The sequence below is a fragment of the Microbacterium sp. NPDC089188 genome (genome assembly GCF_040685155.1).
Classification (GTDB): Bacteria; Actinomycetota; Actinomycetes; order Actinomycetales; family Microbacteriaceae; genus Microbacterium; species Microbacterium galbum.
Genome location: NZ_JBFBHH010000001.1, coordinates 889,699 through 915,665, shown reverse-complemented (window position 1 = coordinate 915,665; position 25,967 = coordinate 889,699). Strand labels below are relative to the sequence as shown.

The 25,967-nt window shown below is 71.9% G+C and carries 18 protein-coding genes; 10 read left to right on the top strand and 8 right to left on the bottom strand.

Features of this window, described 5'->3' with window-relative positions; translation table 11 throughout:
* The first annotated feature begins 2 nt into the window (after window positions 1–2).
* The 5 genes from AB0N80_RS04190 (at window position 3) to AB0N80_RS04170 (ending at window position 5,603) form a co-directional block, all read left to right on the top strand.
* Window positions 3–926, top strand: a complete 924-nt coding sequence (locus AB0N80_RS04190; protein WP_363577725.1) for a hypothetical protein — start codon at window positions 3–5, stop codon at window positions 924–926.
* A 31-nt stretch (window positions 927–957) separates the two neighbouring features.
* Window positions 958–2,202: an aminotransferase class V-fold PLP-dependent enzyme gene (locus AB0N80_RS04185; protein WP_363578178.1), complete on the top strand. Its 1,245-nt coding sequence runs from the start codon at window positions 958–960 to the stop codon at window positions 2,200–2,202.
* 46 nt (window positions 2,203–2,248) lie between these two features.
* Window positions 2,249–3,997, top strand: a complete 1,749-nt coding sequence (locus AB0N80_RS04180) for a sodium:proton antiporter (RefSeq protein WP_363577723.1) — start codon at window positions 2,249–2,251, stop codon at window positions 3,995–3,997.
* 95 nt (window positions 3,998–4,092) lie between these two features.
* Window positions 4,093–4,845, top strand: a complete 753-nt coding sequence (locus AB0N80_RS04175; RefSeq protein WP_363387464.1) for an SDR family oxidoreductase — start codon at window positions 4,093–4,095, stop codon at window positions 4,843–4,845.
* 281 nt (window positions 4,846–5,126) lie between these two features.
* Window positions 5,127–5,603 carry a dehydrogenase gene (locus tag AB0N80_RS04170; RefSeq protein ID WP_315993777.1) on the top strand — a complete coding sequence of 159 codons (477 nt, stop codon included), beginning with the start codon at window positions 5,127–5,129 and terminating at the stop codon, window positions 5,601–5,603.
* A gap of 125 nt (window positions 5,604–5,728) precedes the next feature.
* Here the strand turns inward: AB0N80_RS04170 and AB0N80_RS04165 are convergent, their stop codons facing one another.
* The 8 genes from AB0N80_RS04165 to AB0N80_RS04130 form a co-directional block, all read right to left on the bottom strand.
* Window positions 5,729–8,068: an excinuclease ABC subunit UvrA gene (locus tag AB0N80_RS04165; protein ID WP_363577721.1), complete on the bottom strand. Its 2,340-nt coding sequence runs from the start codon at window positions 8,066–8,068 to the stop codon at window positions 5,729–5,731.
* A gap of 310 nt (window positions 8,069–8,378) precedes the next feature.
* Complete coding sequence (locus AB0N80_RS04160) at window positions 8,379–9,932, bottom strand: DEAD/DEAH box helicase (protein WP_363387473.1); 1,554 nt, start codon at window positions 9,930–9,932, stop codon at window positions 8,379–8,381.
* Window positions 9,933–10,128: 196 nt separating this feature from the next.
* Complete coding sequence (locus AB0N80_RS04155; RefSeq protein ID WP_363577719.1) at window positions 10,129–10,698, bottom strand: DNA-3-methyladenine glycosylase I; 570 nt, start codon at window positions 10,696–10,698, stop codon at window positions 10,129–10,131.
* A 166-nt stretch (window positions 10,699–10,864) separates the two neighbouring features.
* The gene (locus AB0N80_RS04150) at window positions 10,865–12,967 is read right to left on the bottom strand and encodes an acyl-CoA dehydrogenase (RefSeq protein WP_363387479.1); all 2,103 of its coding nucleotides are present in this window, start codon (window positions 12,965–12,967) and stop codon (window positions 10,865–10,867) included.
* 167 nt (window positions 12,968–13,134) lie between these two features.
* Window positions 13,135–15,171, bottom strand: coding sequence for a DNA helicase RecQ (gene recQ, locus AB0N80_RS04145; protein ID WP_363387482.1), 2,037 nt, complete (start codon window positions 15,169–15,171; stop codon window positions 13,135–13,137).
* Window positions 15,172–15,278: 107 nt separating this feature from the next.
* The gene (gene eccCa, locus AB0N80_RS04140; protein ID WP_363577717.1) at window positions 15,279–19,283 is read right to left on the bottom strand and encodes a type VII secretion protein EccCa; all 4,005 of its coding nucleotides are present in this window, start codon (window positions 19,281–19,283) and stop codon (window positions 15,279–15,281) included.
* Window positions 19,280–20,320, bottom strand: a complete 1,041-nt coding sequence (locus tag AB0N80_RS04135; protein WP_363577715.1) for an FHA domain-containing protein — start codon at window positions 20,318–20,320, stop codon at window positions 19,280–19,282. The genes eccCa and AB0N80_RS04135 overlap by 4 nt, the downstream gene beginning before the upstream one ends.
* Window positions 20,317–21,615 carry a hypothetical protein gene (locus AB0N80_RS04130; RefSeq protein ID WP_363577713.1) on the bottom strand — a complete coding sequence of 433 codons (1,299 nt, stop codon included), beginning with the start codon at window positions 21,613–21,615 and terminating at the stop codon, window positions 20,317–20,319. The genes AB0N80_RS04135 and AB0N80_RS04130 overlap by 4 nt, the downstream gene beginning before the upstream one ends.
* A gap of 360 nt (window positions 21,616–21,975) precedes the next feature.
* Here AB0N80_RS04130 and AB0N80_RS04125 point away from each other — a divergent pair, with 360 nt between their 5' ends.
* The 5 genes from AB0N80_RS04125 (at window position 21,976) to AB0N80_RS04105 (ending at window position 25,950) form a co-directional block, all read left to right on the top strand.
* On the top strand, window positions 21,976–22,287 hold the full coding sequence (locus AB0N80_RS04125; protein WP_055831852.1) for a WXG100 family type VII secretion target: 312 nt from the start codon (window positions 21,976–21,978) through the stop codon (window positions 22,285–22,287).
* A gap of 28 nt (window positions 22,288–22,315) precedes the next feature.
* The gene (locus AB0N80_RS04120; RefSeq protein ID WP_315993786.1) at window positions 22,316–22,603 is read left to right on the top strand and encodes a WXG100 family type VII secretion target; all 288 of its coding nucleotides are present in this window, start codon (window positions 22,316–22,318) and stop codon (window positions 22,601–22,603) included.
* Window positions 22,604–22,715: 112 nt separating this feature from the next.
* A complete protein-coding gene (locus tag AB0N80_RS04115) occupies window positions 22,716–23,114 on the top strand; it encodes a hypothetical protein (protein ID WP_363577711.1) in 399 nt (132 codons plus the stop codon).
* Window positions 23,111–24,412: a S8 family serine peptidase gene (locus AB0N80_RS04110; protein ID WP_363577709.1), complete on the top strand. Its 1,302-nt coding sequence runs from the start codon at window positions 23,111–23,113 to the stop codon at window positions 24,410–24,412. The genes AB0N80_RS04115 and AB0N80_RS04110 overlap by 4 nt, the downstream gene beginning before the upstream one ends.
* Window positions 24,409–25,950 (top strand): hypothetical protein, encoded by a 1,542-nt coding sequence (locus AB0N80_RS04105; protein WP_363577707.1) that lies wholly within the window; start codon window positions 24,409–24,411, stop codon window positions 25,948–25,950. Before AB0N80_RS04110 ends, AB0N80_RS04105 begins: the two co-directional genes overlap by 4 nt.
* Window positions 25,951–25,967 lie beyond the last annotated feature (17 nt).

Sequence of the window (25,967 nt, the reverse complement as noted above, 5' to 3'; positions counted from 1 at the left end):
CCGTGCGGTCGGTCCGACGGGCGTTGACCGGCGAGAGCGGCACGATGCTGCCGGCCTTCGTCGACCACCACGTGCATCTGCACCTCGTCGACTCCTCCGACCTCTCCCGGCGCGGGATCGCCGCCGTCGTCGACCTCGGCGGTGATCCCGTCGCGCTCGCCCGGCGCCCGGACGGGCTCCCCCGCGTCGCCTACGCGGGAGCGTTCCTCACCGTCCCGGGCGGCTACCCCGCCGGGCGGCCATGGGCGCCGGAGAGCGTCGTGCGCGTCGTGACGGGCAGTTCGCGGCATCCGGGAGTCGACGGAGGAGCGCGCACCGCGGTCGACGCGCAAGCGGATGCCGGCGCGTCGGTCATCAAGGTCGCCCTCCATGCCGACGCGGGCCCCGTCCCCGACGACGACACGCTCGCCGCGATCGTCGAGAGCGCGCGCGAGCGCGGAATCGCGGTCGTCGCGCACGCGCAGGGCGACGGCCAGGTGGAGCGCGCGATCGACGCCGGCGTCTCGGCCCTCGCCCACGCCCCTTTCGACGCTCCGCTGTCGCGCCGGGTGATCTCGCGGGCCGTCGCGGCCGGGCAGGCGTGGATCTCGACCCTCGACATCCACCGCGGCGAGGCCCGGCGCCTGGCGATCGCGAACGTCCGCGCCTTCGCCGCGCGCGGAGGGCGGGTGCTGTACGGCACCGACCTCGGCAACGGTCCCCTGCCGGTGGGGCTGAACCGCCGCGAGCTGCTCGCCCTGCACGAGGCGGGCGTTCGCGGCGACGCCCTCGTCGCCACCCTGAAGGATCCCTGGCCCGGCTCCACGGCGACGGACGCCGTCTCGACCTTCATCGCCGGTCCGACCCCCACCGACCCCGACGACGTGCCCACCTGGCTGAGCCGGGGGACGGTCGTCCCGACCGAGGAGCTCACGCGTGTCGACTGACCCCTCCCCCGCCTTCGGATCCGTCGACCGCATGGAGGTGCCGCACGCCTCCCTCGAGGTCGAGGCGGCGGCCCTCGACGCCGACGATCCGCTCGCGTCGTATCGCGACGCCTTCGTCGGGGCGGAGACCCCGCTGGTGTACTTCGACGGCAACTCGCTCGGCCGACCGCCCCGGGCCACCGCCGAACGACTCTCCCGGTTCGTGACCGAGGAGTGGGGCGGCCGCCTCATCCGCGGCTGGGACGAAGCGTGGATGGAGCTCCCCTTCGCGATCGGCGACCGTATCGGATCGCTCGCGCTCGGTGCGGCCCCCGGGCAGACGGTGATCGGCGATTCCACCACCGTGCTGCTGTACAAGCTGATCCGCGCCGCGCTCGACGCGCAGAGCACGGCCGACCCCGAGCGGGTCGAGATCGTGGTGGGGCGCGACGACTTCCCCACCGACCGCTACCTCGTCGAGGGCATCGCGGCCGAGCGGGGCGCCCGCGTCGTCTGGGTGGAGGTCGACACGGAGCGGGGCGTGGATGCCGACCTGCTGCGCGACGCGGTCGGCCCGCGCACCGCGGTGGTGCTGCTCAGCCACGTCTCGTACCGCTCCGGGTACCTCGCCGACGGCCTCGCGCTCACCGCGATCGCGCACGAGGCGGGAGCGCTCGTGCTGTGGGACCTGTGCCACTCCGCCGGATCGGTGCCGATGGAGCTCGACGCGTGGGGCGCCGACCTCGCCGTCGGGTGCACCTACAAGTACCTCAACGGCGGCCCCGGCTCCCCGGCGTTCGCCTATGTCGCCGCACGCCACCAGCGCCGCCTCACCCAGCCGGTGCAGGGGTGGATGGGGGCGGCCGACGTCTTCTCGATGGGGCCGCAGTACTACCCCGCCGACGGCATGCGCCGCTTCCTGTCGGGGACGCCTCCGGTGCTCGCGATGATCGCGATGCAGGACACCCTCGACCTGCTCGCGGAGGCGGGCATCGCGGCGGTTCGACGCAAGTCGATCGCGCTGACCGAGTTCGCGGTGCGCGCGGCGGACGGCATCCTGGCTCCTCTCGGGGTGCGCCTCGCGTCTCCGCGCGATGCCGCCGAGCGCGGAGGGCATCTGACGCTGTCGCACCCCGCGATGCGTGCGGTGACCGCTCGGCTGTGGGAGGACGACGTGATCCCCGACTACCGCGACCCGCACGGTCTGCGCATCGGGCTGTCGCCCTTGTCGACGAGCTTCACCGAGACGCTGACGGGACTGCACGCCGTCGCCGACGCCCTCCGCGCGGAGGGCTGAGACCCCGCGGTCGAGAACGTAAGAGGCGGAGGGCTAGCCTCGGAGGGTGATCGATCCGCTCCTCGTCGTCGTCGCCGGCGTGGTGGTCGTCGCCCTCGCCACGGTCATCGGGCCGCGCTTCAACATCGCCGGACCCCTGGTGCTGCTCGCCATCGGCGCGGGGGTGAGCCTCCTCCCCTTCGTCCCCGCCTTCGCGGTCAACCCCGAGGTCATCCTCATCGGGGTTCTCCCGCCGCTGCTGTACTCGGCGGCGGTGCAGCTTCCCGCCATCGAGTTCCGGCGCGACTTCGCCCCCATCGCCGGGCTCTCGGTGCTGCTCGTCGTCTTCAGCTCGCTCGTGCTCGGCCTCTTCTTCTGGGCCGTCATCCCCGGCCTCGGGCTCGCTCTCGCGATCGCGCTGGGCGCCATCCTCAGCCCCACGGATGCCGTGGCCACCTCGATCGCCAAGCGCCTGGGCATCTCGCCGCGCGTGGTGACGATGCTCGAGGGAGAGAGCCTGCTCAACGACGCCACCGCGCTCGTGCTGCTGCGCACCGCGGTCGCAGCCGTGGCATCCGGATTTGCCTTCGGCGATGCCCTGGCCTCGTTCGCGTGGGCCGTGGCGATCGCCCTCGCGCTGGGCGCCGTCGTCGGCTGGGTCAACCTCCGCGTGCGCGAGCGTGTGACGAACTCCGCCGCGAACACCGCGTTGAGCTTCACCGTGCCGTTCATCGCCTACCTGCCGACCGAACACCTGGGCGGCTCGGGTCTGGTCGCCGCGGTGGTCGCGGGCATCGTGACCGGACAGGGCGCGGCACGGCGCTTCACCCCGGAGCAGCGCATCAGCGACCGACTCAACTGGCGCACGATCGAGCTGATCCTCGAGGGCGGGGTCTTCCTCGTCTTCGGACTCGAGCTCAAGGACATCGTCACGGCCAACCTCCGCGAGCACGAGGGCCTCTGGCACGGGACGTGGCTGGCGCTCTCGGCGCTCGGCATCACCCTCGCGGCCCGTGCGCTGTACGTGTCGTGGCTCATCTGGATCCAGGGGCGGCGCAGTCGCCGCGCCGACCGTCACCAGGAACGCGTCGACGACGCGCAGCGCCGCCTCGACCGGTTCGAGGAGGCCTACCGCACGGCGCCCGAGCAGTTCGGCATCCGGGCCGAGGACCCCGCTCGCGCCGCGCGGCGCATCGGGTGGATGCGCGCGCGCATCTCGCGCACCCTGGCCGATCTGAACTACTACCGCGACACCCCGTTGGGCGCGCGGCATGGGAGCGTCATCGTCTGGGCGGGAATGCGCGGCGTGGTGACCCTCGCGGCGGCGCAGACCCTCCCCGAGGACACCTCGCAACGCCCGCTGCTGATCTTCGTCGCCTTCCTGGTCGCCCTGTTCAGCCTGGTCCTGCAGGGGCTGACCCTGCCGGCCGTCGTCCGCCGGGTCGGACTCGCGGGCGACGGGGGCGAGGGACCGTCGCGCGAGGAGCAACGCGCCCTCGACGCGGAGCTCCGGGATGCCGCGATCGCGGCCGTGCAGTCGGGCTCGCTCGTCCGGCGGGACGGCGCCGCCTTCCCGGCCGACATGATCGAGCGCGCGGGCGCCCGCCTCGTGCAGCCGCCCGACGAGGAGGCTTCGATGCGCGTGCGCGACTTCCTCGAGTTGCGGCTCGCCTCGATCGAGGCGATGCGCCGCCGTCTGCACGACGTCGGCCGCGACGGCCGCTACAGCACGGCCGCGCTCAGGCATGCCCTCGCCGAACTCGATGCCGACCAGCTCAGCCTCGAGCTGCGCATCGACGACGGCGAGGACGACTGACGCGGAATACCGCGGCCGGCGTCGGGGTTTTCATTCACGCGCATGCGGTCACCGCGAGATCCGCGATGACTCGACGGCGGGAGAGAAGTGCATCCATGAGCAGGTTCGCCCAGAAGGTCGCCCTCGTCACCGGTGGCGGAAGCGGAATCGGAGCCGCGATCGCGCGGGAGCTGGCCGCGGAAGGCGCGTCGGTCGTCGTGACCGACATCAACGAGGATGCCGCCCAGGGCGTCGTGCAGCAGATCACCGACGCGGGAGGAACCGCTGCGGCCTTCGCGCAGAACACCGCGAAGTGGGAGGACTCCGAGGCGGCCGTCGCCTTCGCCCGCTCGACCTTCGGCGGACTCCACCTGGCCGTGAACAACGCCGGCATCGGCGCCCCGCCCCAGAACATCGGCGACTACGACATCGAGGCCTGGGACCGCGTGCGCGCGGTCGACCTCGACGGCGTCTTCTACGGCCTCAAGTTCCAGTTGCCGGCCATCGTCGCCTCCGGCGGCGGTGCGGTGGTGAACATGGCATCCGTCCTCGGGTCGGTCGGCATCGCGCAGAACGCGGCCTACGTCGCCAGCAAGCACGCGCTGGTCGGTCTGACGAAGGTCGCCGCCCTCGAGTACACGAAGCAGGGCGTGCGCACGAATGCCGTGGGCCCGGGCTTCATTGACACCCCGCTGGTGCGCTCGAGCCTGACCCCCGAGGCCCTGACGCACCTCGAGAACGAGCACGCGACCGGACGCCTCGGCACGGACTCCGAGGTCGCCGCGTTGACGCTGTTCCTGCTCAGCGACGCCGCGTCGTTCATCTCGGGCAGCTACCACCTCGTTGACGGCGGGTACTCGGCCCACTGAGTCCCGACTCCCGGGCCCGTCGCACGTCGCGTGCGGCGGGCCCTTCCGTGTGCGGGGGCTGAGGGCGGTGGGTCGGGCCGGGGTGGGGGTCACGTTGGCGTTGGGGGTGGCGTCGGTGTCGGCGTTCGCGGTAGCGAGCGTGTCCCACGTATGCCCGGCGCGGGACTGCGTGAAGGGCACTTCCCGGGCCACTCATCGCCCTCGGCGGGACGAGGGGCCGCGGGCGTGGCCCGGGGGGCGGTTTCGCAGGAGCGTGGGGCACAATGGTCGCGGAGGTTTCCATGAGCGATCCGATCCCGACGATGCCGTCATCCACGGATGCCGCCGGGAGCGCCGCGGTGCCCGTGATGCATACCGCGGCCGAGTGCCCGAAGTGCTTCACCGAGCTGCAGAGCGATCGGGACTGGTGGCGTGCCCGCCCCGCGGGGTCCCGCCTCGTCGGACTGGTCGTGTCGCGTCCCGACATGCCCACCGTCGTGCAGCAGCGTGACGACCTGACGCGCTTCGGGGTTCCCATCGAGGGCTTCCGACACCCGGCTCCCGAGACGCTCGAGGGATGGGCGAACCGACTCGACCGATTCTTCGGCACGTTGACGCGCGGCGATGTGCTCGTGGTGGCGAGCGTTCACGCGCTCGGTCTGACGCGCGAAGACGAAACGCGCGCGGTGGCCGACCTGCGCCGCCGCGGCGTCATGGTGAAGGTGCTGTCGCACGGCGACCGGCACCTGCACGACGCATCGCTCCCCGCGCGCGGCTGACCGGAGTCCCCCGCGGAGACGGCGGCGCACCGCGAGCTGCGGGACCGGAACCTCGTCGCGTGCCGACGCGACGTGCGCCGGGCCCCGTGCCCGGAGACCGACGACGCGCGCGACCGCCCCGGCGATCAGCCGCCGACGTAGCGTGCGAGGTGCTCTCCCGTGAGCGTCGAGCGCTCGGCGACGAGGTCCGCGGGCGTCCCCTCGAACACGACCGAGCCGCCGTCGCGACCGGCCCCGGGGCCGAGGTCGATGAGCCAGTCGGCGTGCGCCATCACCGCCTGATGGTGTTCGATCACGACGACGGTGTTGCCGGCATCCACGAGCTGATCCAGGAGCCGAAGGAGCGTGTCGACGTCGGCGAGGTGCAGTCCTGTCGTGGGCTCATCGAGGACGTAGACGGCACCGGACTTCGCCATCGAGATCGCGAGCTTGAGGCGCTGGCGTTCTCCGCCCGACAGCGTGCTGAGTGATTGTCCCAGCGTGAGGTAGCCGAGCCCCACATCGCGCAGCCGACCGAGGACGGCCACCGCCGGACCGGCGACGAGGAACTCCCCCGCCTCGGCGACCGACATCGCGAGCACTTCGGCGATGTTCTTCCCGTCGAGCGTGTACTCGAGCACGTCGTCGGAGAACCCGGTGCCCTCGCACAGTTCGCAGACGGTCTCGACCGTGGATTGGAACCCCAGCTGCGTCACGATGACGCCGAGGCCCTTGCATGCGGCGCACGCACCCTGGCTGTTGGCGCTGAACAGCGCCGGCTTGACCCCGTTCGCCTTGGCGAACGCCGCCCGCACCGCGTCGAGGATGCCGGTGTAGGTCGCGGGGCTGCTGCGCCGCGAGCCCTTGATCGCGGTCTGGTCGACCACGACGACGTCGTCGAACGAGGGGAGGTTGCCGTGGATGAGCGACGACTTGCCGGAGCCGGCGACCCCGGTCACCACCGTGAGCACTCCGCGCGGGATGTCGACGTCGACACCGCGGAGATTGTGCTGGCTCGCCCCACGGATGGGGAGCGCGCCGGTGGCCTCGCGCACACTGTCTTTGAGGTGCGCGCGGTGGTCGAGGAAGCGACCGGTCAGGGTGTCGGAAGCCCGCAGCCCCGCGACATCGCCCTCGAACTGGATCACGCCGCCCTCGCGGCCGGCGCGCGGACCGAGGTCGACCACGTGGTCGGCGATGTCGATGACCTCCGGCTTGTGCTCGACGACGAGCACCGTGTTGCCCTTGTCGCGCAACTGCAGGAGCGTCTCGTTCATGCGCTGGATGTCGTGCGGGTGCAGGCCCGCGGTGGGCTCGTCGAACACGTAGGTGATGTCGCTCAGGCTCGAGCCCAGGTGCCGGATCATCTTGGTGCGCTGCGCCTCCCCGCCCGACAGCGTGCCGCTCGAACGGTCGAGCGAGAGGTAGCCGAGGCCGATGTGGACGAAGGCGTCGAGCGTCTCGCGCAGACCCTGCACGAGCGGTGCCACCGAGGGGTCGTCGATCGTGCCCACCCAGGCGGCGAGGTCGGTGATCTGCATGGCTGCGGCATCCGCGATGTTGACGCCGCCGATACGCGACGAGCGCGCGCCGTCGTTGAGACGCGTGCCCTCGCACGCCGGGCAGGGGACGACCGTGGCCGCGCGGTCGACGAAGGCGCGGACGTGCGGCTGCAGCGCGTCGCGGTCTTTCTGCAGCATGCTCTTGGTGATCTTGGGGACGAGCCCCTCGTATGTCATGTTGGTGTTCGCGATGCGCACCTTCGTCTGCTCTTTGTAGAAGAAATCATCGCGCTCCTGAGGAGTGAAGTCGCGCACGGGCTTGTCGGGGTCGAGGAAGCCTGACTCGCTGAATACGCGCACCATCCAGCCGTCGGCCGTGTAGCCGGGCACGAGGATGGCCCCCGCGTTCAGCGAGAGCGACGCATCGACGAGCTGGTCGAGGTCGAGGTCGCCGACCTGGCCGAGGCCCTCGCACTCGGGGCACATCCCGCCGGTGATCTCGAAGGATCGGCGCTCCTTCTGCCCCTTCTTCGCACCCGTCGCGATCGTCACCGCGCCCGCTCCGGAGATCGAGGGCACGTTGAACGAGAACGCCTGCGACGACCCGACGTGCGGCTGACCGAGGCGGCTGAAGAGCACGCGCAGCATGGCGTGGACGTCGGTGGCCGTGCCGACGGTGGAGCGGGCGTTCGCGGCCATGCGCTCCTGATCGACGCGGATGGTCGCGCTGAGGTTCTCGAGGGCATCGACGTCGGGCCGCGACAGCTCGCCCATGAACTGCTGCACGAAGGTGGGATAGGTCTCGTTGATGAGCCGCTGCGACTCGGCCGCGATGGTGCCGAACACCAGCGACGACTTTCCCGACCCACTGACCCCGGTGAACACCGTGAGACGCCGCTTGGGCACGTCGAGGTCGACGTTTTTGAGGTTGTTCTCTCGCGCGCCCCGCACGCGGATGACGTCGTGGGCGTCGGGACCGGTCATGGGCGCCTCCTCGGGATCGTCCCCAGTGTGGCGCAGACCACCGACATCGGCCAGCGAGGGCGCGGGGTGCGCCGGTCCGGGCGGCATGCCGGGTGCGGCGGGCGGGGGTGCGGCGTGTGCGGCGGGCGGGGGTGCGGCGTGCGGGTGCGGCGGGCGGAAGGCGGCGGGTCGGGGCCCCGACACGCCGCGACACCGGCGACCGCCCCCGGCGTCCGCCGTTGCGCACACGGGACGGGCGGAGCCGGAAGACCCCACCGGAACACGACGGTGCCCCCGCAGACGGATCTGCGGGGGCACCGGGGACGGGGGCTCAGCCCTGCGCGCGGCGATTCGTGCGCGGCGAACGGGCGCCGACGACCATGCCGGTCGTCGGGGCACCGGATGCCGAGCGACCCGCGCCCTGGGCACGGGCGGCGCCGGCGCGCTGGGCGCCGCCGGCCGACTGTCCGCGTCCGGCACCCGAACGCTGGCCCTGGCCGCGCCCGCCCTGGGGCGCGTGACCGGCGGCCGCGGGAGCCTCGGAACCCTGACCGCCACCGCTGCCACCGCGTCCGCGACGACGGCGACCGCCACCGGCGGCCGGGGCTGCGGCATCCTGGCCCGGGGTGCGGGCGGCGCGCTTGCGCTGGGCGTTGGCGCCCTGCGAGCGGCCCCCGCCCTGCGGCTGGGCGACGACCGGCTCGGGTTTGACGTACGGCGCGACCTCGCCGACCAGCGCCACGACCTCGGGCGAGGCGGGGGTGACGGGCTGCGGGGTGGCGGAGATCTTCGCCTTGCGGAGGATGTCGAGGGTGTCGCGACGCTGCTCGGGCAGCATGATCGTCACCACATCGCCGGCGGAGCCCGCGCGGGCGGTGCGGCCGGAGCGGTGCAGGTACGCCTTGTGCTCGACGGGCGGGTCGACGTGCACGACCAGTTCGACGCCGTCGACGTGCACGCCGCGGGCGGCGACGTCGGTGGCCACGAGAACCTTCGCGCGGCCGTCGCCGAAGGCGGCGAGGTTGCGGTCGCGAGCGGGCTGGGACAGGTTGCCGTGCAGGTCGACGGCGGGGATGCCCGAGGCGGTGAGCTGCTTCGCGAGCTTCTTGGCCTGGTGCTTGGTGCGCATGAAGAGGATGCGTCGCGCCGTGCCCGAGGCGAGGGTCTGGACGAGGTCCTTCTTGGCATCCGCGTCGGCCGGGGCGAAGACGTGGTGCGTCATCGCGGCGACGTGCGAGTGCGCCTCGTCGACCGAGTGCAGGACCTCGTTGCGCAGGAAGCGCTTGACGAGCTTGTCCACGCCGTTGTCGAGCGTCGCCGAGAACAGCAGACGCTGACCGTCGGCGGGGGTGCGCGAGAGCAGGCGGGTGACTCCGGGGAGGAAGCCGAGGTCGGCCATGTGGTCGGCCTCGTCGAGGACGGTGATCTCGATGTCGCCGAGGTTCGCGAAGCCCTGGCCGATGAGATCTTCGAGGCGGCCGGGGCACGCGACGAGGATGTCGACGCCGGCGTTCAGCGCGTCGACCTGACGCTTCTGGTTCACGCCGCCGTAGACGGTCGTGGTGACGAGTCCGAAGGGCTGGGCGAGGGGCTTGATGACCTCGTCGATCTGGTTCGCGAGCTCGCGGGTCGGGGCGAGCACGAGCGCGCGGGGCTTGCGTCCGCGACGGCGATCGGTGGACGCGGCGAGACGCGCGACCAACGGCAGCGAGAAGGCGAGGGTCTTGCCTGAGCCGGTCTTGCCGCGGCCGAGCACGTCACGCCCGGCGAGGGTGTCGGGCAGGGTGTCGGCCTGGATCGGGAAGGGCTCGTTCTTGCCCTGGGCGGCGAGAACGTCGATGAGAGGGGCGGGCACGCCGAGGTCGGCGAAAGTCTGGGACGTCATGAATACTCCTGCCGCGGCGCACGCGCGCACGGCGGTTCGGGATGCCGCGATGCTGCGGCCAAGTGGGCGAAGGCGCCGGGTGGCGCATCCGTTCGCCGTGAAGGTCAAAGGCCCGAGAAGAAGGGGCCGGTGCGTTCGACGACGCGCGGAGCGAAAGCTCCTGGGTCCAGTCTACCGGTTTCGGGCCGCGCGGCCGTCAGGCCGCACGCCAGCACCCCGCAACGTGGTCGTCGACCATGCCCGACGACTGCATGAGCGCGTACATGGTGGTCGGTCCGACGAAGCGGAACCCGCGGCGGCGGAGGTCTTTGCTCAACGCGGTCGACTCGGGCGTCACAGCGGGCACCTCGGCGAAGGTCGCCGGGGGCGTGTGGGATGCCGGGGCGAACGACCACATCAGTGCATCGAGCTCGCCCGGGCCCGTGGCCGCGACGATCGCCGCGTTGCCGATCGCGGCCTCGATCTTGCCGCGGTGGCGGATGATGCCGGCATCCTGAAGCAGACGCTCGACGTCGTCGGGGCCGAACCGCGCCACGACCGACGGCTCGAAGTCGTGGAACACCTCGCGGAAGCGCGGACGCTTGCGCAGGATCGTGATCCAGGCGAGGCCCGCTTGGAAACCCTCGAGGCTCATCTTCTCGAACAGCGGGCGGTCGCCGTGCAGCGGGGTGCCCCACTCCTCGTCGTGGTAGCGCTGGTACTCCGCGTCGGAACCGGCCCATGCGCAGCGGGTGACGCCGTCGGCTCCGGTCACGAGGTCGTTCATGCTCCCAGGCTAGGCCGGACCGCCGACATCGAACGATCAGGGAGCGCGCTGCACGCACGGCTCGAGCGCGGGTCGTGCGAGGACAGGGGATCACACGAGAACAGGCCGACCCTGCACGGATCGGCCTGTTCTCGTCGCATCCCCTGTTCTGACGACAGGGATGCCGCTAGCGCGCGGGCTTCTTCTCCGGAACCGGGGCGTCGCCCGAAGCCTTCAGGGCGGCGTAGTACGACGCGGCCTCGTTCTGCCGGTCGTCCTCGACGCCGGACGCGATCGACGCGCGGATGTGCTCCGGGCCGTAGCCGAACGCGTCGACGAGGTCCTGCGCGTGCGGACGCAGCCGCGCGCAGAGGCGATCGATGTAGCTGGAGACGGCGGCAGCCCGCTGCGTCGAGAGCCGACCGTGGATCAGGTACCACGCGAGGTGCTTCTCGATCAGCTGCAGTCCGAACAGGTCGCGCAGCCAGGTCAGCACCTTCAGGGTGTCGCGGTCGTCGACGCGGTTGATGGCGTCGGTGAACGCCTCCCACTGCAGCAGCTCGCCGTGCGCGCGCGCGGCCTCGATGAGCTCGGCCTGGTTCTCGTTGAACAGTGCCGCCGCGTCGTCGCGGGAGAGCTTGGATGCCGGACGGAGGCGCCCCGCGATGTCGGCGATCATCTGCTGGACACGGCCGGCCAGGAGCTCGTGCTGCTGTTCGGCGCGCAGACCCTTCTCCACCGATCGGGCGGTCGAGCCGAAGTCGCTGACGGCCTGACCCAACTGACGCATGCCCGCTCCGTGGAAGAGCTTGCCGGCGGTCTGGCCGACGGCGAAGGCGGCGAGCTGCTTGGCATCCTTGCCCTTGAACTGCTTCGCGTAGTCGGCGAGGAGGCGCTTGCCGACGAGCTGCAGAAGGATGTTGTTGTCGCCCTCGAAGGTGACGTAGATGTCGAGGTCGGCGCGCAGACCGACCAGGCGGTTCTCGAACAGGAAGCCCTGTCCTCCGCACGCCTCGCGCGCCTCCTGCAACGTGTCGAGCGCGTGCCAGGTCGACAGGGGCTTGAGGGCGGCGGCGAGGGTCTCGAGGTCTTCGCGGTCGGCGTCGGTGTCGGCCTTTCCGCTGAAGACGCCGTCGAACTTCTGCAGGAACTCGTCGTGCGCGAAGATCTCGGCGTAGGTGGTCGCCAGGCGCGGCAGGAGGCGCCGCTGGTGCTTGCCGTAGTCGAGCAGGGTCACCTCGGGGGTGCCGCTGCCCGAGTCGAACTGGCGGCGCTGGTTGCCGTAGGTGATCGCGATCGTCAGACCGATGGCCGATGCCCAGGCAGCCGCGCCGTCGAGCGAGACGCGTCCCTGGACGAGGGTGCCGAGCATCGTGAAGAACCGGCGTCCCGGGCTCGCGATCTCGCTCGAGTACGTGCCGTCGGCCGCGACGTCGCCGTAGCGGTTGAGGAGGTTCGTGCGAGGGACGCGCACCTGGTCGAAGTGCAGACGACCGTTGTCGATGCCGTTCAGACCGCCCTTCAGACCGTCGTCTTCTCCGCCGATGCCGGGGAGGAAGCTCCCCTCCTCGTCGCGCAGCGGCACGTAGAAGCAGTGCACGCCGTGGTTGACGCCCTTCGTGATGAGCTGGGCGAACACCGTCGCGGCCTTGCCGTGCAGGGCGGCGTTGCCGAGGTAGTCCTTCCACGCACCGCGGAAGGGCGTGTGGATGACGAACTCCTCGGTCTCGGGGTCGTAGGTCGCGGTGGTCCCGATCGCCGAGACGTCGGACCCGTGTCCGGTCTCGGTCATGGCGAAGGCGCCCGGGATCTCGAGGCTCATGATGCCGGGGAGCCACTTGTCGTGGTGCTCGCGCGTGCCCAGCTGCAGCACGGCCGAGCCGAACAGGCCCCACTGCACGCCCGACTTGATCTGCAGGCTGGGGTCGGCCGCGACGAGCTCTTCGAAGCCGGCGATGTTGGCGCCGTTGTTCTCCTCACCGCCGAGGCGCTTCGGGAACGCCCGGTGCACGGCCTTGTTCTGCACGAGGAGGTGGAGCTGGCTGAGGGTGCGCTCGCGGTGCGCATCCATGCCGAGGCTGTCGTCGCGCCAGAGCGCGGGGTCTTTGATCATCTCGCGCGCCTCGCGGCGGGTCTCGGCCCACGTGCCGAGCAGCAGATCGGTGACCCGCTCGGTGTCGATGCGGGCTTCGGCGGCCTCGGCCGCGGTGTGCGCGGCGGTGGGCGCTCCGCCCACGGGCGTGCGCGTGCTCGTGGCGGGCGTGGTGGGACGGACGGCGGCGTCGGTCATTTCGGCACCTTTCGACGTTGCAAAGGGATGACTCCACGGTAGGTGTCCCACAACGACCACTCAAACCTCCTGTCGGTTCACCACAACGGACGCGCATCCGTCCGCGCGGGGTCGTTGTGGGGGGTCAACATTCCCGAACGGCGGCCCGCACGCCGGAGTGGCGGGGGTCAGTTCGCCGCGACCACCGTCAGGATGCCGTCGCCGTACGCCTCGCGCTTCTTGGCGCCGATACCGGTGATGCCGTCGAGGTCGCCGATCGCGCCGGGGCGGGCGGCGGCGATCGCGCGCAGGGTGGCATCGCCGAACACGATGTAGGCCGGAACACCCTGCTCTCGCGCCTTCTCGGCCCGCCACGCGCGCAACGCCTCGAACAGCTCGCGATCGTCAGGGGCGACGTCGTCGGCGCTCGACTTGCGCTGACGACTCCCCCCGCCGCCACCCGTGCGGCCGAGGGCGTCGCGACGCAGAGGGACGGGTGTCTCGCCGCGCAGCACTCCGGCCGACGCCTCGCTCAGCGCGAGCGTGCCGTAGTCGCCCTGGGCCACGATGATGCCGCGCGCGAGCAGCTGGCGGATCACGCTGCGCCAGTCCTGGTCGGACAGATCGGCACCCAGACCGTAGGTGCTCAGGCGATCGTGCCCCTGCTGCGCGATGCGCTCGGTCTTCGCCCCGCGCAGGATGTCGATGAGGTGACCGGCGCCGAACGCCTGCCCGCGCTCGCGCTGCAGGCGCACGATCGTCGACAGCAGCTTCTGAGAGGCGATGAGGCCGTCCCAGGTGTCGGGCGGGGTGAGGCACGTGTCGCAGTTGCCGCAGGGCTCGGAGCGTTGACCGAAGTAGTCGAGAAGGTTCTGCCGGCGGCATCCGACCGTCTCGCACAGCGCGAGCATCGCGTCGAGATGCTGACCGAGGCGCATCTTGTAGGAACGATCACCCGGCGACTGATCGATCATGCGGCGCTGCTGCACGACGTCGCCCAGTCCGTAGGCCATCCACACCACCGACGGGTCGCCGTCGCGGCCTGCACGACCGGTCTCCTGGTAGTAGCCCTCGACCGACTTCGGCAGGTCGATGTGGGCGACGAAGCGCACGTCGGGTTTGTCGATGCCCATGCCAAACGCGATCGTGGCCACCATCACCACCCCGTCGTCGCGGAGGAAACGCGACTGATGCGCCGCGCGCACCGAGGCGTCGAGACCCGCGTGATAGGGCAGGGCGTCGAGGCCCTGCGATGCCAGATAGGCGGCGGTCTGCTCGACGGTCTTGCGGCTCAGGGCGTAGACGATGCCGGCGGAGCCCTCGGGCTGCGAGCGGATGAACTGCACCAGCTGCCGACGCGGGTCGACCTTCGCGTCGATGCGGTACTGGATATTGGGACGGTCGAAGCTCGCGACGAAGCCGCGGGCGTCGCGCAGGCGCAGGCGCTCGACGATCTCCTGCGCGGTCTCGGGCGTCGCCGTGGCGGTGAGCGCCATGCGCGGCACGCCGGGGAACCGGTCGGCGAGGTCGCCGAGCGCGAGGTAGTCGGGGCGGAAGTCGTGACCCCACTGCGACACGCAGTGCGCCTCGTCGATCGCGATGACGCTGAGGCGACCGCGGGAGAGCAGCCCGAGGGTCTGCGCGCCGTTCAACCGCTCGGGCGCGACGTACAGGAGGTCGAGCTCGCCGGCCAGGTATGCCTGCTCGACGGCCTGGCGCTCGGCGGGCGCCTGCGTGGAGTTGAGGTACCCCGCCCGCACACCGTTGGCGATGAGCGCCTCGACCTGGTCGTGCATGAGGGCGATCAGGGGGCTGACGACCAGCCCCGTACCGGGACGCACGAGCGCCGGCACTTGATACGTGACGCTCTTTCCGCCGCCGGTCGGCATGAGCACGACCGCGTCGCCGCCGTCGACGACGTGCTGGACGATGTCGGCCTGGTCGCCGCGGAACGCGTCGTAGCCGTACACCTCGTGCAGAACGGCGCGCGGGTCGTGGCCGGTGAAGTCGCGCACCGCCGGCAGCTCGCGGGCCGTCCCCGTCGCGGCGGCCGCGCGGGCGAAGGCCGACGCGGGGTCGACCGGCGGCGGTGGCGCATCGAAATCGTCGGGCGGAGCGAACTGGTCGGGGTCCCACCGCGCGCCGGCGTACGGGTCGTCGGGGACGTCGTACGACTCGGGCGGAGCGTCGGCGTACGACTCGGGGGCGGCGCCGGGATATGTCACCCCACCACGGTAACCCGGGCCGCCGACACCGACACCGCCCCGTCATCCGATGGGGATGACGGGGCGGCTGGGGAGGAGGCACGCGGCACGCCGCGGCACAGGAGCACTCAGTGCGTCGGTGGCGAGAACGCGAGCTGGGATGCCACGAGCCCGTGCTCCCGGCTGACGATCTGCGCGCGGCCGGGAGCAGCGCGCTCCGGCTTGACGCGGCCGATGAGCGCCCCCTCCTCGGGGTTGCCGCCGAGCAAGATGCCGGTCACTCCGAGATCGGTGAACCGCTGGATGATCGGGTCGTAGGCCGCGCGGCTGGCGCCGCCCGAGCGCCGGGTGAGCACCACGTGCAGGCCCAGGTCGCCCGCCTGCGCCAGCAGCGGCTGCAGGACGGCGAGGGGGTTGCCCTGGCTCGTCGCGACGAGGTCGTAGTCGTCGACGAGGATGAAGCCCTCGGCCCCCTTCCACCAACTGCGTTCGCGCAGCTGCGTCGGGGTGACGTCGGGCCCGGGGACGCGCGTCGAGAAATACTGCGCGAGGTCGTTCATGCCCCCGGTCGCGAGGTCGTGCGACGTCAGGTAGGCGCCGAGGTAGTCGTCGGGGATCTCCCCGAGGAGCGCACGGCGGTAGTCGACGACGAAGATCTTCGCCTCGGCGGGGGTGTACAGGCGCTGGATCTCCTTCGCCACCGCGCGCAGGAACGACGACTTGCCCATTCCGGAGTCGCCGTACACGAACAGATGCGGCTCGACGCGGGGGTCGACGCCGAAGGGCGAGAGCTGCGCCTCCTCGATGCCGAGCAGCATGCGGCCGTCGCCGGGCTCGGTGAGCGCGCGCACCTCGTCGAGGGTGATGTTCTCCGGCAGCAGGCGCAGTTTCGGGCCGGGCTCACCGTGCCACGCCGCCGCCACGCGGCCGATCATGTCGGTGACGCCGTCGGCGATCGTGGCCGGGTCGTCGGATCCGTCGACGCGCGGCACCGCCGTGAGCATCTGCAGCTTCGACGCGCTGAGACCGCGGCCGGGCTGCCCGACGGGCACGTTCGCCGCCTGCTTGCGGTCGACGTCGGAGTCGGTCGGGTCGCCCAGGCGCAGTTCGAGCCGGGTCTGGATGAGGTCCTTGAGGTTCGCCCGGATCTCGAGCCACCGGTTCGCGGTGACGACGACGTGCACGCCGAAGCTGAGACCGCGGGCGGCGATGGTCTGCACCCGGGCTTCGAGCGGCTCGAACTCCGAGCGAAGGGTCGACCAGCCGTCGATGACGAGGAAGACGTCGCCGAAGCCGTCGTCGAGGCGCCCCTCGCGGCGACGCGAACGGTACGTCTCGATGGAGTCGACGGCGTTGCGGCGGAAGTACTGCTCGCGCGCGTCGAGCACGGCCTCCACCTCGGCGACGGCCCGACGCACCGCCTCGGGCTCGGTGCGCGTCGCGACGCCCGACACGTGCGGGTGCTGCTGCATCGCGGTGAAGCCGCCCCCGCCGAAGTCGAGCACGAAGAACTGGAACTCCCGCGGGGTCCCGGTCAACGACAGGGCCGAGACGAGGGTCCGCGCGAGCGTGGACTTTCCGCTGAGGGGCGAGCCGACGATCGCCACGTGACCCGCGGCGCCACCGAGCGACACGGTCAAGTGGTCGCGGCGCTGCTCGAGCGGGATGTCGACGAGCCCGATCGGCACCGTGAGGGCGCCGGCGCTGCGCCAGCGGTGCGACACGAGTCCGAGCTCGGGATCCTCGGCCAGATCCGGCATGAGGGCATCGAGGGGCGACGGTTCCGCGAGCGGAGGCAGCCACACCTGGTGCGCCTCGGGGCCGCGGTCCTTCATGCGGTCGACCGCGATCTGGAACGTCGAGCGCTTCTCCGCCACGGGGGCCGCGATGGCCGCGGGCGCGGCATCCATCTCCTCCGGGGACCCGTCGTCGTCGGGCTGGGCGAGGGCCGTGAACACCTCGACGCGGGCGGGACCGCCCGAGACGGACGCGGGGTCGGCGACATCGACGCCGGCCGTGCCGCGCGGGCGCCCGGAGACGTAGGCCGCGCGGAATTGCACGAGGTTCTCGGTGTCGCTCTTGAGGAAGCCGACGCCGGGCTCCTGCGGAAGCGTGTAGGCGTCGGGCGTGCCGATGATGGTGCGCGACTCGGATGCCGAGAACGTGCGCAGACCGATCCGGTACGACAGGTAGGTGTCGAGGCCGCGGAGCTTGCCCTCTTCGAGGCGCTGGGATGCCAGGAGCAGGTGCACGTGCAACGAGCGGCCGACGCGGCCGATGTTGAGGAAGCTGTCGACGAACTCGGGCTTGGCGGTCAGCAGCTCGGAGAACTCATCGACGACGATCAGCAGCGCCGGAAGGGGCGCCAGGTCGGTGCGTCCTCCGCGCCGCGCCGCCTCGTACTCGCCGACGTTGGCGAAGTTGCCCGCGGCGCGCAGGAGCTCCTGGCGGCGCACGACCTCGCCCTGCAGGGCGTCCTGGAAGCGGTCGACGAGGGCGAGCTCGCTGCCGAGGTTCGTGATGACCGCCGACACGTGCGGCATCTCGGCCATGCCCGCGAACGTCGCTCCACCCTTGAAGTCGACGAGGACGAAGTTGAGCTGCTCGGGCGAGTGGGTCATCGCGAGGGCGAGCACGAGGGTGCGCAGCACCTCGGACTTGCCCGATCCGGTCGCACCGACCATCACGCCGTGCGGGCCCATGCCCTGCGAGGCGGACTCCTTGAGGTCGAGCACGAGCGGCGCGCCCGAGGGCTCCTGACCGATGGGCACGCGCAGGCGATCGCGCTCCAGGCGCGGCGTCCACGCCTGATCGAAGTCGACCGCGCGCACGTCGGGCAGACCGAGCAGCTCGGTCAGCTCCGCCTGGCCCTGCGTCGTGGGGGCGTCGACGACGACCATCGGGGCGGGGCGCAGCGGCATGAGGCGGCGCGCGGTCGCCTCCGCTTCGGCGACGGTCATGGCATCCGGGACGAAGGACTGCGCGCGTCCGGCGCCGTCGATGAACTCCGCCGGCGCAGTGGCGGGGGCGGCCTCGCCGCGCCGCGTACGGACGGCGACCGGGGCGTCCGCGAGGGCCACGCGACCGACCGTCGGGTCGTCGAGTTCGTCCCAGCGGGTGGGGAGGTCGATGACGGTGACGCCCTGCGCGCCCTCCAGCCCGGTCAGCGGGGCGTTCGACGACGACTCGACCCCGTCGATCACCAGCACGACGTGCGGGGTGACCCCGCCGCCGGGAGTGAAGCGGGCGCGCGCGGCGAGCTGGGCCGGCAGCATGTCCATCAGCTCGTCGGGGGATGCCGCGATCATGCGCGCGGGTCCGAGTCGGTCCTGCACGCGCGACGACATCGCGTGCGGCAGCCACTTCACCCAGTCCCATGCGCCGATCTGCGCGGGTCCGGCGAGGACGGCGATGATGACGTCCTCCGGGTCGTGGAGCGTGGCCGCCGAGGCCACGAGCGAGCGGGCGAGGCTGCGGACGGCCTCTTCGTCGGGGCCGACGAGTTCGATACGCGCGTACTCGCCGAGGGGGAAGCCCAGCGGCAGATCGCGCTGGATCTCGTGCGTGAGCATGAAGCGGTGCGCCGCCGAGGCGGCCACCGGGTCGAGCTGGGCCAGGGGCGGAAGCTCGGGGGCCTCGAGGGTGAGGCTCAGGGGCTGATCGGCCACGCCGATGCGGGCGAGCAGGAACGTCTCGTCGCCGGGCTGACGCTCCCACACGCGCGAGCGCTCCTCGGCGATGAAGGGCAGGGCCGAGGGGGCGGGCATGATCCACCCGCCGTGGCGGCGCTGTTTGCGTGCGGCCACGCGCACGGTCTCGCGCAGCTCGGACAGATAGGCGAGGTACTCGCGCCGGTTGCCGAGCACCTCGGCATTGCGCTGCGCACGCTGGCGCCAGCCGTTCACCGCCACGAAGCCCAGCGACGACAGCAGGAACATGCCGCCGATGAGGAAGCCCGTCGGTCCGCTGTTGGAGATCGTCACCATCACGATCGCGCCGACACTGCCGAGCATCGGCAGGAGGGAGGTCAGGATGCCGCTGCCGCCCTCGTTCGGGACGAGCTCGGGCGGCGGCTGCAGCACGACCCGCCCGTTGGGCAGGGACGGCGGGGCGATACGCGGGCCCGTGCTCACACCGGACCTCCGATCAGTCGGCTCAGGGTGAACACGCGCTCGCTCAGACGCACCCGGGTGCCGTCTTCGAGCAGGGTGCGCGCACCGGGCTGCAGGGGGTGGACGGCTCCGTCGTCGTCGATGAGCTCCGAGCCGTTCGTGGAACCGGCGTCGATGACCCACGCGGTCTCGCCGTCGTGCTCGAGGCGCAGGTGCGTCTTGGAGATGAGACGGTCGGGGTCGTCGACGGCGATCAGCACGTCTGCGGGCTCCGTCGCGACCGGGGCGCGCCCGAAGTTGACCGCGGCGGGCAGGTCGACCTGCGCGCGCTGTCCGGTGTCGAAGACCACGAGCAGCTGCGCGCGTCCGACGGCACCCGTGACCACCGGTTCCTCGGCCGCCCGCGCGGGCGGTGCGGCCGCGGGGGTGCGCCCGCCCGCGGCGGCGGGGGCGTCGACGGCGGCCGGGGCATCGGTCGCGGCCGGAGCATCGACGGCCAGCAGCGGGGTGTCCCACGCCGGCGCGGTCGGCAGCGCCGCGGCGGCGGCGGACACGCGGAGCGGCTCGCGGCCGGCCGAGGAGCGCGCGTGGACGGTGGGTTCGGCAAGGGCGAAGGAGCCGTCGGCATCCTGATCCTGCCGATCCCGGGGAGCGGCGACCAGGACGGTACCGGCCGCGCGGTCGGCCCAGGAACGCCGCAGGCCCGAGCGGTCGAAGCCGGCCGAGGCGACGACGACCCAGGCTCCGGCGACGAGGACGAGACCCCCGAGCAGCACCAGCGACCCGCGGACGAAGGCCCTTCCCGCACCGGGCACGAGCGGCGCCTCCGCACGCGAGGTGCGCAGGCCGAACAACAACGCACCCGGACCGAAGCCGAGGCGCGCCTGGAGGATCCACAGGCCCAGCAGGGCTTCCGCGGCGACCGCGGCACCGAGGACGGGCGAGGCGAGGAGGGATGCCGCGCCGGCGGCGATGACCACGAGGGCGGCGTCGACGCTGAAGGCGCCGATGCGCACCCCCACCGTCGCGGGCACGCCGAACGGCGGCGACTGCGTCATGTCGCCATCATCGCACGCGCGACCTCGATCGCTCCGGCGGCCAGCATGCCCGCCGGAAGCGACAGGGCCGTCGCGAGCGCCTCGAACACGTCACCCGTGCGCGACCATCCCAACGACCGCAGGCCGCGTCCCACCGGGACCACCAGGAGCGCGACGGCGAGGGCCGCGAGCAGGATGACCCCAGCGACGACGACGAGCATGTCGGACGGGATCGTGGGCACGAGCGCCGTCAAGACGGCCGCCAGGACCACGGCGGCGCCGAATCGGGCCACCCACCGGAGGAAGGGCACCGTGCTCTTGCGCGAGCCGAGCAGCAGGGCGAGCACCACCGTGACGGCGAGGGCGATGCGCCCGCCGAGCACCACGGGATCGGCGACCGCGAAGGTCGGCAGGGCGGTGAACGCGCTGGCGGCTCCCGCCGCGACCAGGAGCACGACGCCGACCGTGAGCCGGGCGGTCGAGCGTTCGACGAGGGCGTCGGCGTCATCGGCCTCGATCGTGCGCACCTCGTCGGGCAGACTCTGCCGCACCGTCCATCGGGTGCTCTGGAAGCGTCCGTAGTCGATGAACGTGCCGGGTTCGACGTCGACGAGGCTCGACTGCAGGATGCGCTGGGCGACGGGGACGAGCCCGAGGGTCACGGCGGCCGGGGCCGAGGGGTCGAGGTGCAGCAGGAGCGCGAGCGCCCACACGGCCGCGAGCATGGCGGAGACGATCGTCGCGGTGCGGCTCTGCGCGCGCAGGGTCTGCGTCGCCCCCATCACTCCGCCGACTCCGGTGGTGACGGCCGCAGCGAGGAGACCCGTGAACACCGCCACCTGCGCCGACGAGGCCGGAAGGTCGGGCACGATCGCCACTCCCCCGCCGAAGGCGAGGGCCGCGACGGCCACGACGGGAGCGAGTGTCGGCGTGCGCGGCCGCGCGCGCAGCGAGAAGACCGTGGCCGCGGCGAGAGCGGCGAGCAAGGACGTGGCGGCGACGGGAGCGCGCACGTCGGCAGGAAGGGCGACGGCGTCGAGCAGACGGAGGAAGGCCAGGATGCCGCCCGCCGCAGCGAGCACCATCCATACGGCCGTCGCCCGCGCGGCGATCGGCGCCCGCGTCGAGCGGCGTTCAGCCGACTCGATCGTGGCGGCGGGATCGACCAGCACGAGGACGACTCCGTCTTCGAGCGCGGTCATCGCCGTCGAGCGGTCGATCTCGCGACCCGAGAGCCCCACCACGCGCACATCCCGCTCGGTCGCCGTGCCCGCGGCGCGCAGGACGTCTCCGACCTCGGCACGCAGAGGCACCACGAGGTCGAATCTCGACGCGCCGTCGATGAGGGCGACGCGTCGCCCCTGCATCACTTCCGCGCCCAACGGTCCCCCTCGTTCTCGCGCCACCGACCCGAGGGCCGGCTCAACCGCACCAGCGTATCCGCCCGCACGGAGGCGGGTCTCACGTTTCCACTCATCACCGGGACTAAACATGAGAGTTTTGTCATCTTTCAAAATGCGCAAGAGGGTTGTCGCGTCGCAGAGCATTACGTATGTTCGAAGGCCGGTGGGGGGCTCCGGCCACTCCATCGATCCCGCGCTCGGGGCCGAATCCCGTGCGTGCAGACATGATCCGCAACGCCCGGGCGTGCCCCGGAGGAACATCGAGGAGACAACGTGGCAGATCTCATCGCAGCCCAGGAGGGTGCGCTTCGTCGCGGGGCCGAGGCGGTCAACACCGCGAAGTCGGGCATCGACGAGCAGGTGCGCAAGGTCCGCACCGAACTCGACCAGGTGGCCGGCTTCTGGACGGGAGCTGCGGCCGGCTCGTACACGCAGCTCATGCAGCGCTGGAACGAGGAGACCACCAAGCTCAACAACGTGCTCGTCACGCTCGAAGACGCCCTTCGCGGCACCGAGCGCGACCAGGCGGCTTCGGAAGAGTCGCACCAGCAGACCATCGGCAACCTGGGCTCGCTGCTCGGCTGACCCGCTCGATACGAAAGAAGGAACTCTCATGCAGTCCATGTCCGTTCGTCCCGAGCAGGTCATCGCCCTCTCCGGTCAGATCCGCAACGGCGCCTCCGGCATCCGCACCCGTCTCGACGAGCTCGAGTCGCAGGTCAACGCCCTGCGCTCCTCCTGGGACGGTGAGGCGCAGACCGCCTACGACCAGGCGCAGGCCCAGTGGACGCAGTCCATCACCCGCCTGAACGAGCTGCTCCAGCAGATCGCCGGCAAGACCGACGAGATCGCCCAGGGCTACACCTCGACCGACAAGTCGGCCGCGGGCCGCTTCGCCTGAGCCACCCCGGACCGGCGGTCGCTGCGGCGGCCGCCGGTTCTCTGGGCTCGCGCGCTCGTCCCGCGCGGATTCCCCCTTCGCATCCCGATCACAGAGAAACGAGTGATCCCCCATGGCCGACTCGATCTTCCTCAACCTCGACCTCGCCATCCAGCGCGTTCTGCAGCTGACGCAGGTGCCGGAGGAGATCCCCTCTTCGGGCACCATCGAGATCGTCGACGGCAACGGCACGGAGCCCGCGGCGGCAGCGTTGACACAGCGCGTGCGCCAGTGCGCGCAGGAAGTGGCCGCCGAGGTCGAGAAGCTGCGTCAGACCATTGCGGGAAGTGCCGACGCCCTCTCGCAGGCCGCGCAAGCACTTCAGGAGACCGACACGTCGGGCTCGGCGATGGCGCAGAACGCGCTCTCGCTCGTCGAGTCGGCGTCGCAGCCCGAGTCGGCACCCGCTCAGCCGGCACCCACCGGCGGCGCGGCCGGCGTCCGTTCGGCTCTCGGCGGAGCACCCCAGTGACACGACGCCGCCTTCGAACCCTGCGCACGGCGGGTGGGGCGCTGGCGATCAGCGTCCTCGCCATCGCGGGGGTCGCACCGACCGCCCAGGCCGCAGCCGGCGGCGACTACGACTGGTGGTACGACACGTATCAGGTGCAGGCCGCGCACGATGCCGGCATCACGGGGTCGGGCGTCAAGATCGCCGTCATCGACGCACAGATCGATCCCGGCCAGCCGATCTTCGAGGGCCGCAACCTCACCGTCAGCGACACCCAGCTCTGCAAGTCCCGCACCGAATCGGTGTCGGAGACGGCGACCGAACCCTCCATCCACGGCACCACCATGGCCGCCCTGCTCATCGGCAACGGCACCGGTGCGAGCGGCATCCGCGGTATCGCTCCCGACGCCGACGTCACCTTCTACGGATACGGCACGCTCGACCTCAGAGATGAGGACTATTGCCGCCCGAACACGGACGACGACGTCTCGAAATTCGGTTACGCGGTGAAGAAGGCGGTGGACGAGGGCGCCAAGATCATCACCACGTCCGTCCAGATGCGGGCGTACGAGAACGACGCACCGGCCATCGCGTATGCCCTCGCGCGCGGGGCGACGATCGTCGTGGGCACACCCAATGCCGACACGCCCGTGGACAGCGGAACGGACGTGGCGAGCTTCAACGGTGTCGTCGCGGCCACCGCCATCGACCGCGAGGGCGCCGTGCAGACCGACGGGGCCGGAGAACTCTTCGTCGTCCCGAAGACCGACGTCGTCGCCGCGGGCATCAACCTGCCGACCGTCGGGATCGACGGCGACTGGAACGCGTCGCGGGCGGCGACGGGTTCGTCCTACGCCGCGCCGGTGGTGGCGGGCATGCTCGCCCTCGCCGCGCAGAAGTACCCCGACGCCACCGGCGATCAGCTCGTGCACTCTTTGATCGCGACCACGAACGCTACGCAGCACGAACCGGCCCGCACCGAAGACGGCTACGGGTACGGGGCCGCGTGGCTCCCGACCCTGCTGAGCGTCGATCCGACCACCTTCCCCGACGAGTCGCCCCTCATGAGCAAGCCCGTGGGTGCACCGACGCAGGAGCAGATCGACACGGCCAAGACCGATGGCTTCGTCCCGGTGACCGTACCCCGCAGCGCGGACCAGTACGAAGACGCCGCACCACCGTCATCCGGTTTCGATATCGCATCACTCGTCATCTGGGCCGTCATCGGCATCGGCATCCTCCTCGTGGTGGCCGCCGTCGTGATCGTGCTCATCGTCATCACCCGACGCCGCAAGGCCGGAAAGGGGAACACGCCGTGACAGGTACGTGGGAGCAGCGCCTTCAGAACCTCGCGGAGGGTGGCGTTCCGTGGGACATGCCCACCCGTTTCGAGCTCGCCAATGCCCTCGAATCTCTGAGGCAGGTCCTCGATGCGGCGTCGAAGGACACCGGCATCGACGGAGATGCCGGAAACGCGGCGCGTGAGAGGTTCGCGACGTCAGCCGCCGAGATCGGCGAGCACATCACGTATCTGCGTGAGCACGTCAACGGTCGTCTGATCGACGCGAATGAGGTGCGTCGCTGGGCGCGGGACTCGGCGGCGTCATTGCCACCGGGCGAGATGAACGGCAACCAGGAAGCGATGGTCCGCGGGGCGGCCGCCGGCGCGTCGATCGTGTTCGGGCCGGTCGCGTTCCTGGCCGGCGAAGGAGCCAGCCGCGCGATCAACGGTTACATGGCATCGCAGCGCGAGGAGGCCGCACGCACCGCGGTCGAGACGCACTCCGGTGAGATGGATGCCGTGAAGCTGGACCCGCCGCCGACCTTCTCGTCGGTGGTGATCTCGGGTACCGCCCTCCCGCCGACCAAGACAGAGGTACCGGAAGGCGGGTACGGATCGCAGCAACGGAGTTTCGAGTCGTACCCCGACTGGAACGTGTCCGGCGGTGGCCCGGGCGGCGGAAACGGCGGCGGCGAGATCGCTCTGCCTCCCGGCGGCGGCGGCGGTGGCGGTGGCGGTGGCGGCGGCATCCAGCCTCCCCCGAGCGAGTACGGGCCGTTCCCGAACCCTCCCGGCCAGACGCCGGGAGGGCAGCCGCCGATCGACATCGGCAACGTCCCGCCCGACCCCACCCCGGACGGCCCCATCAGCGGCAGCCCCACCCTCCCGGGTGGGATCCCGACGGCGCCCGGCGGCGGCGGCGGGCTCGTCGGCTCCCCCGGCGGCCCCGGGGCGGGGCTCGGATCGGGTCTCGGCGCGGGCGTGATCGCCGGTGGCGGAGGAGCGCTCGCGCTCGGACGCATCGGTGGCGGCGCGGGTGCTCCCGGCGTACCCGGCGGCCGTCTCTTCGGCGGCCCCGCGGGCGGATCGGTCGGCGCGGGTGGCGCCGGCGGTGCGCGTTCCGGCGGTCTGCTCGGACGCCCCGGCGCCGGCGGCGGTCTGGGAACACGTGGCGTCGGCGGGCTCGGCGCGGCGGGAACGGGCTCGGCGAACTCCACCGCGCGCGGCGCGGGTGCACGAGCCGGCGGCCTCGGTGCTGCGGGCACGCGCGCCGGTGGCATCGGTGGGGCGGGCGGCTCGACCACAGGCGCGTCCGGCGGGCGCGCGGGCGCGGCGAACGGTCGCCCGGGCACCGGCGCGGCCGGTGCCGGTCGGTCCGGTGCCGCCGCAGCATCCGGCCGCACCGCGGGTGCCGGTACGCGCGGGGTGGGCGGTATGGGCGGCCCCGGCTCTCGCTCAGAGCGCAAGAAGGACGAGGCACGCGGCCTCGCGGGTCCGATCGCTCCGCGCATGGAAGACGACGAGCAGATCGGTCCCCGGTCCGAGAACGCCCAGGCCGGCGGCCGCGACGAGTGACCCGCGTCGCCCGATGA

Bases quoted from the DNA above. Each gene is read 5' to 3' on its own strand.
- AB0N80_RS04185 (WP_363578178.1), top strand. From the start codon at position 958: ATGGAGGTGCCGCACGCCTCCCTCGAGGTCGAGGCGGCGGCCCTCGAC.
- AB0N80_RS04175 (WP_363387464.1), top strand. From the start codon at position 4,093: ATGAGCAGGTTCGCCCAGAAGGTCGCCCTCGTCACCGGTGGCGGAAGC.
- AB0N80_RS04170 (WP_315993777.1), top strand. From the start codon at position 5,127: ATGAGCGATCCGATCCCGACGATGCCGTCATCCACGGATGCCGCCGGG.
- AB0N80_RS04165 (WP_363577721.1), bottom strand. From the start codon at position 8,068: ATGACCGGTCCCGACGCCCACGACGTCATCCGCGTGCGGGGCGCGCGA.
- AB0N80_RS04160 (WP_363387473.1), bottom strand. From the start codon at position 9,932: ATGACGTCCCAGACTTTCGCCGACCTCGGCGTGCCCGCCCCTCTCATC.
- AB0N80_RS04155 (WP_363577719.1), bottom strand. From the start codon at position 10,698: ATGAACGACCTCGTGACCGGAGCCGACGGCGTCACCCGCTGCGCATGG.
- AB0N80_RS04150 (WP_363387479.1), bottom strand. From the start codon at position 12,967: ATGACCGACGCCGCCGTCCGTCCCACCACGCCCGCCACGAGCACGCGC.
- AB0N80_RS04135 (WP_363577715.1), bottom strand. From the start codon at position 20,320: ATGACGCAGTCGCCGCCGTTCGGCGTGCCCGCGACGGTGGGGGTGCGC.
- AB0N80_RS04120 (WP_315993786.1), top strand. From the start codon at position 22,316: ATGCAGTCCATGTCCGTTCGTCCCGAGCAGGTCATCGCCCTCTCCGGT.
- AB0N80_RS04115 (WP_363577711.1), top strand. From the start codon at position 22,716: ATGGCCGACTCGATCTTCCTCAACCTCGACCTCGCCATCCAGCGCGTT.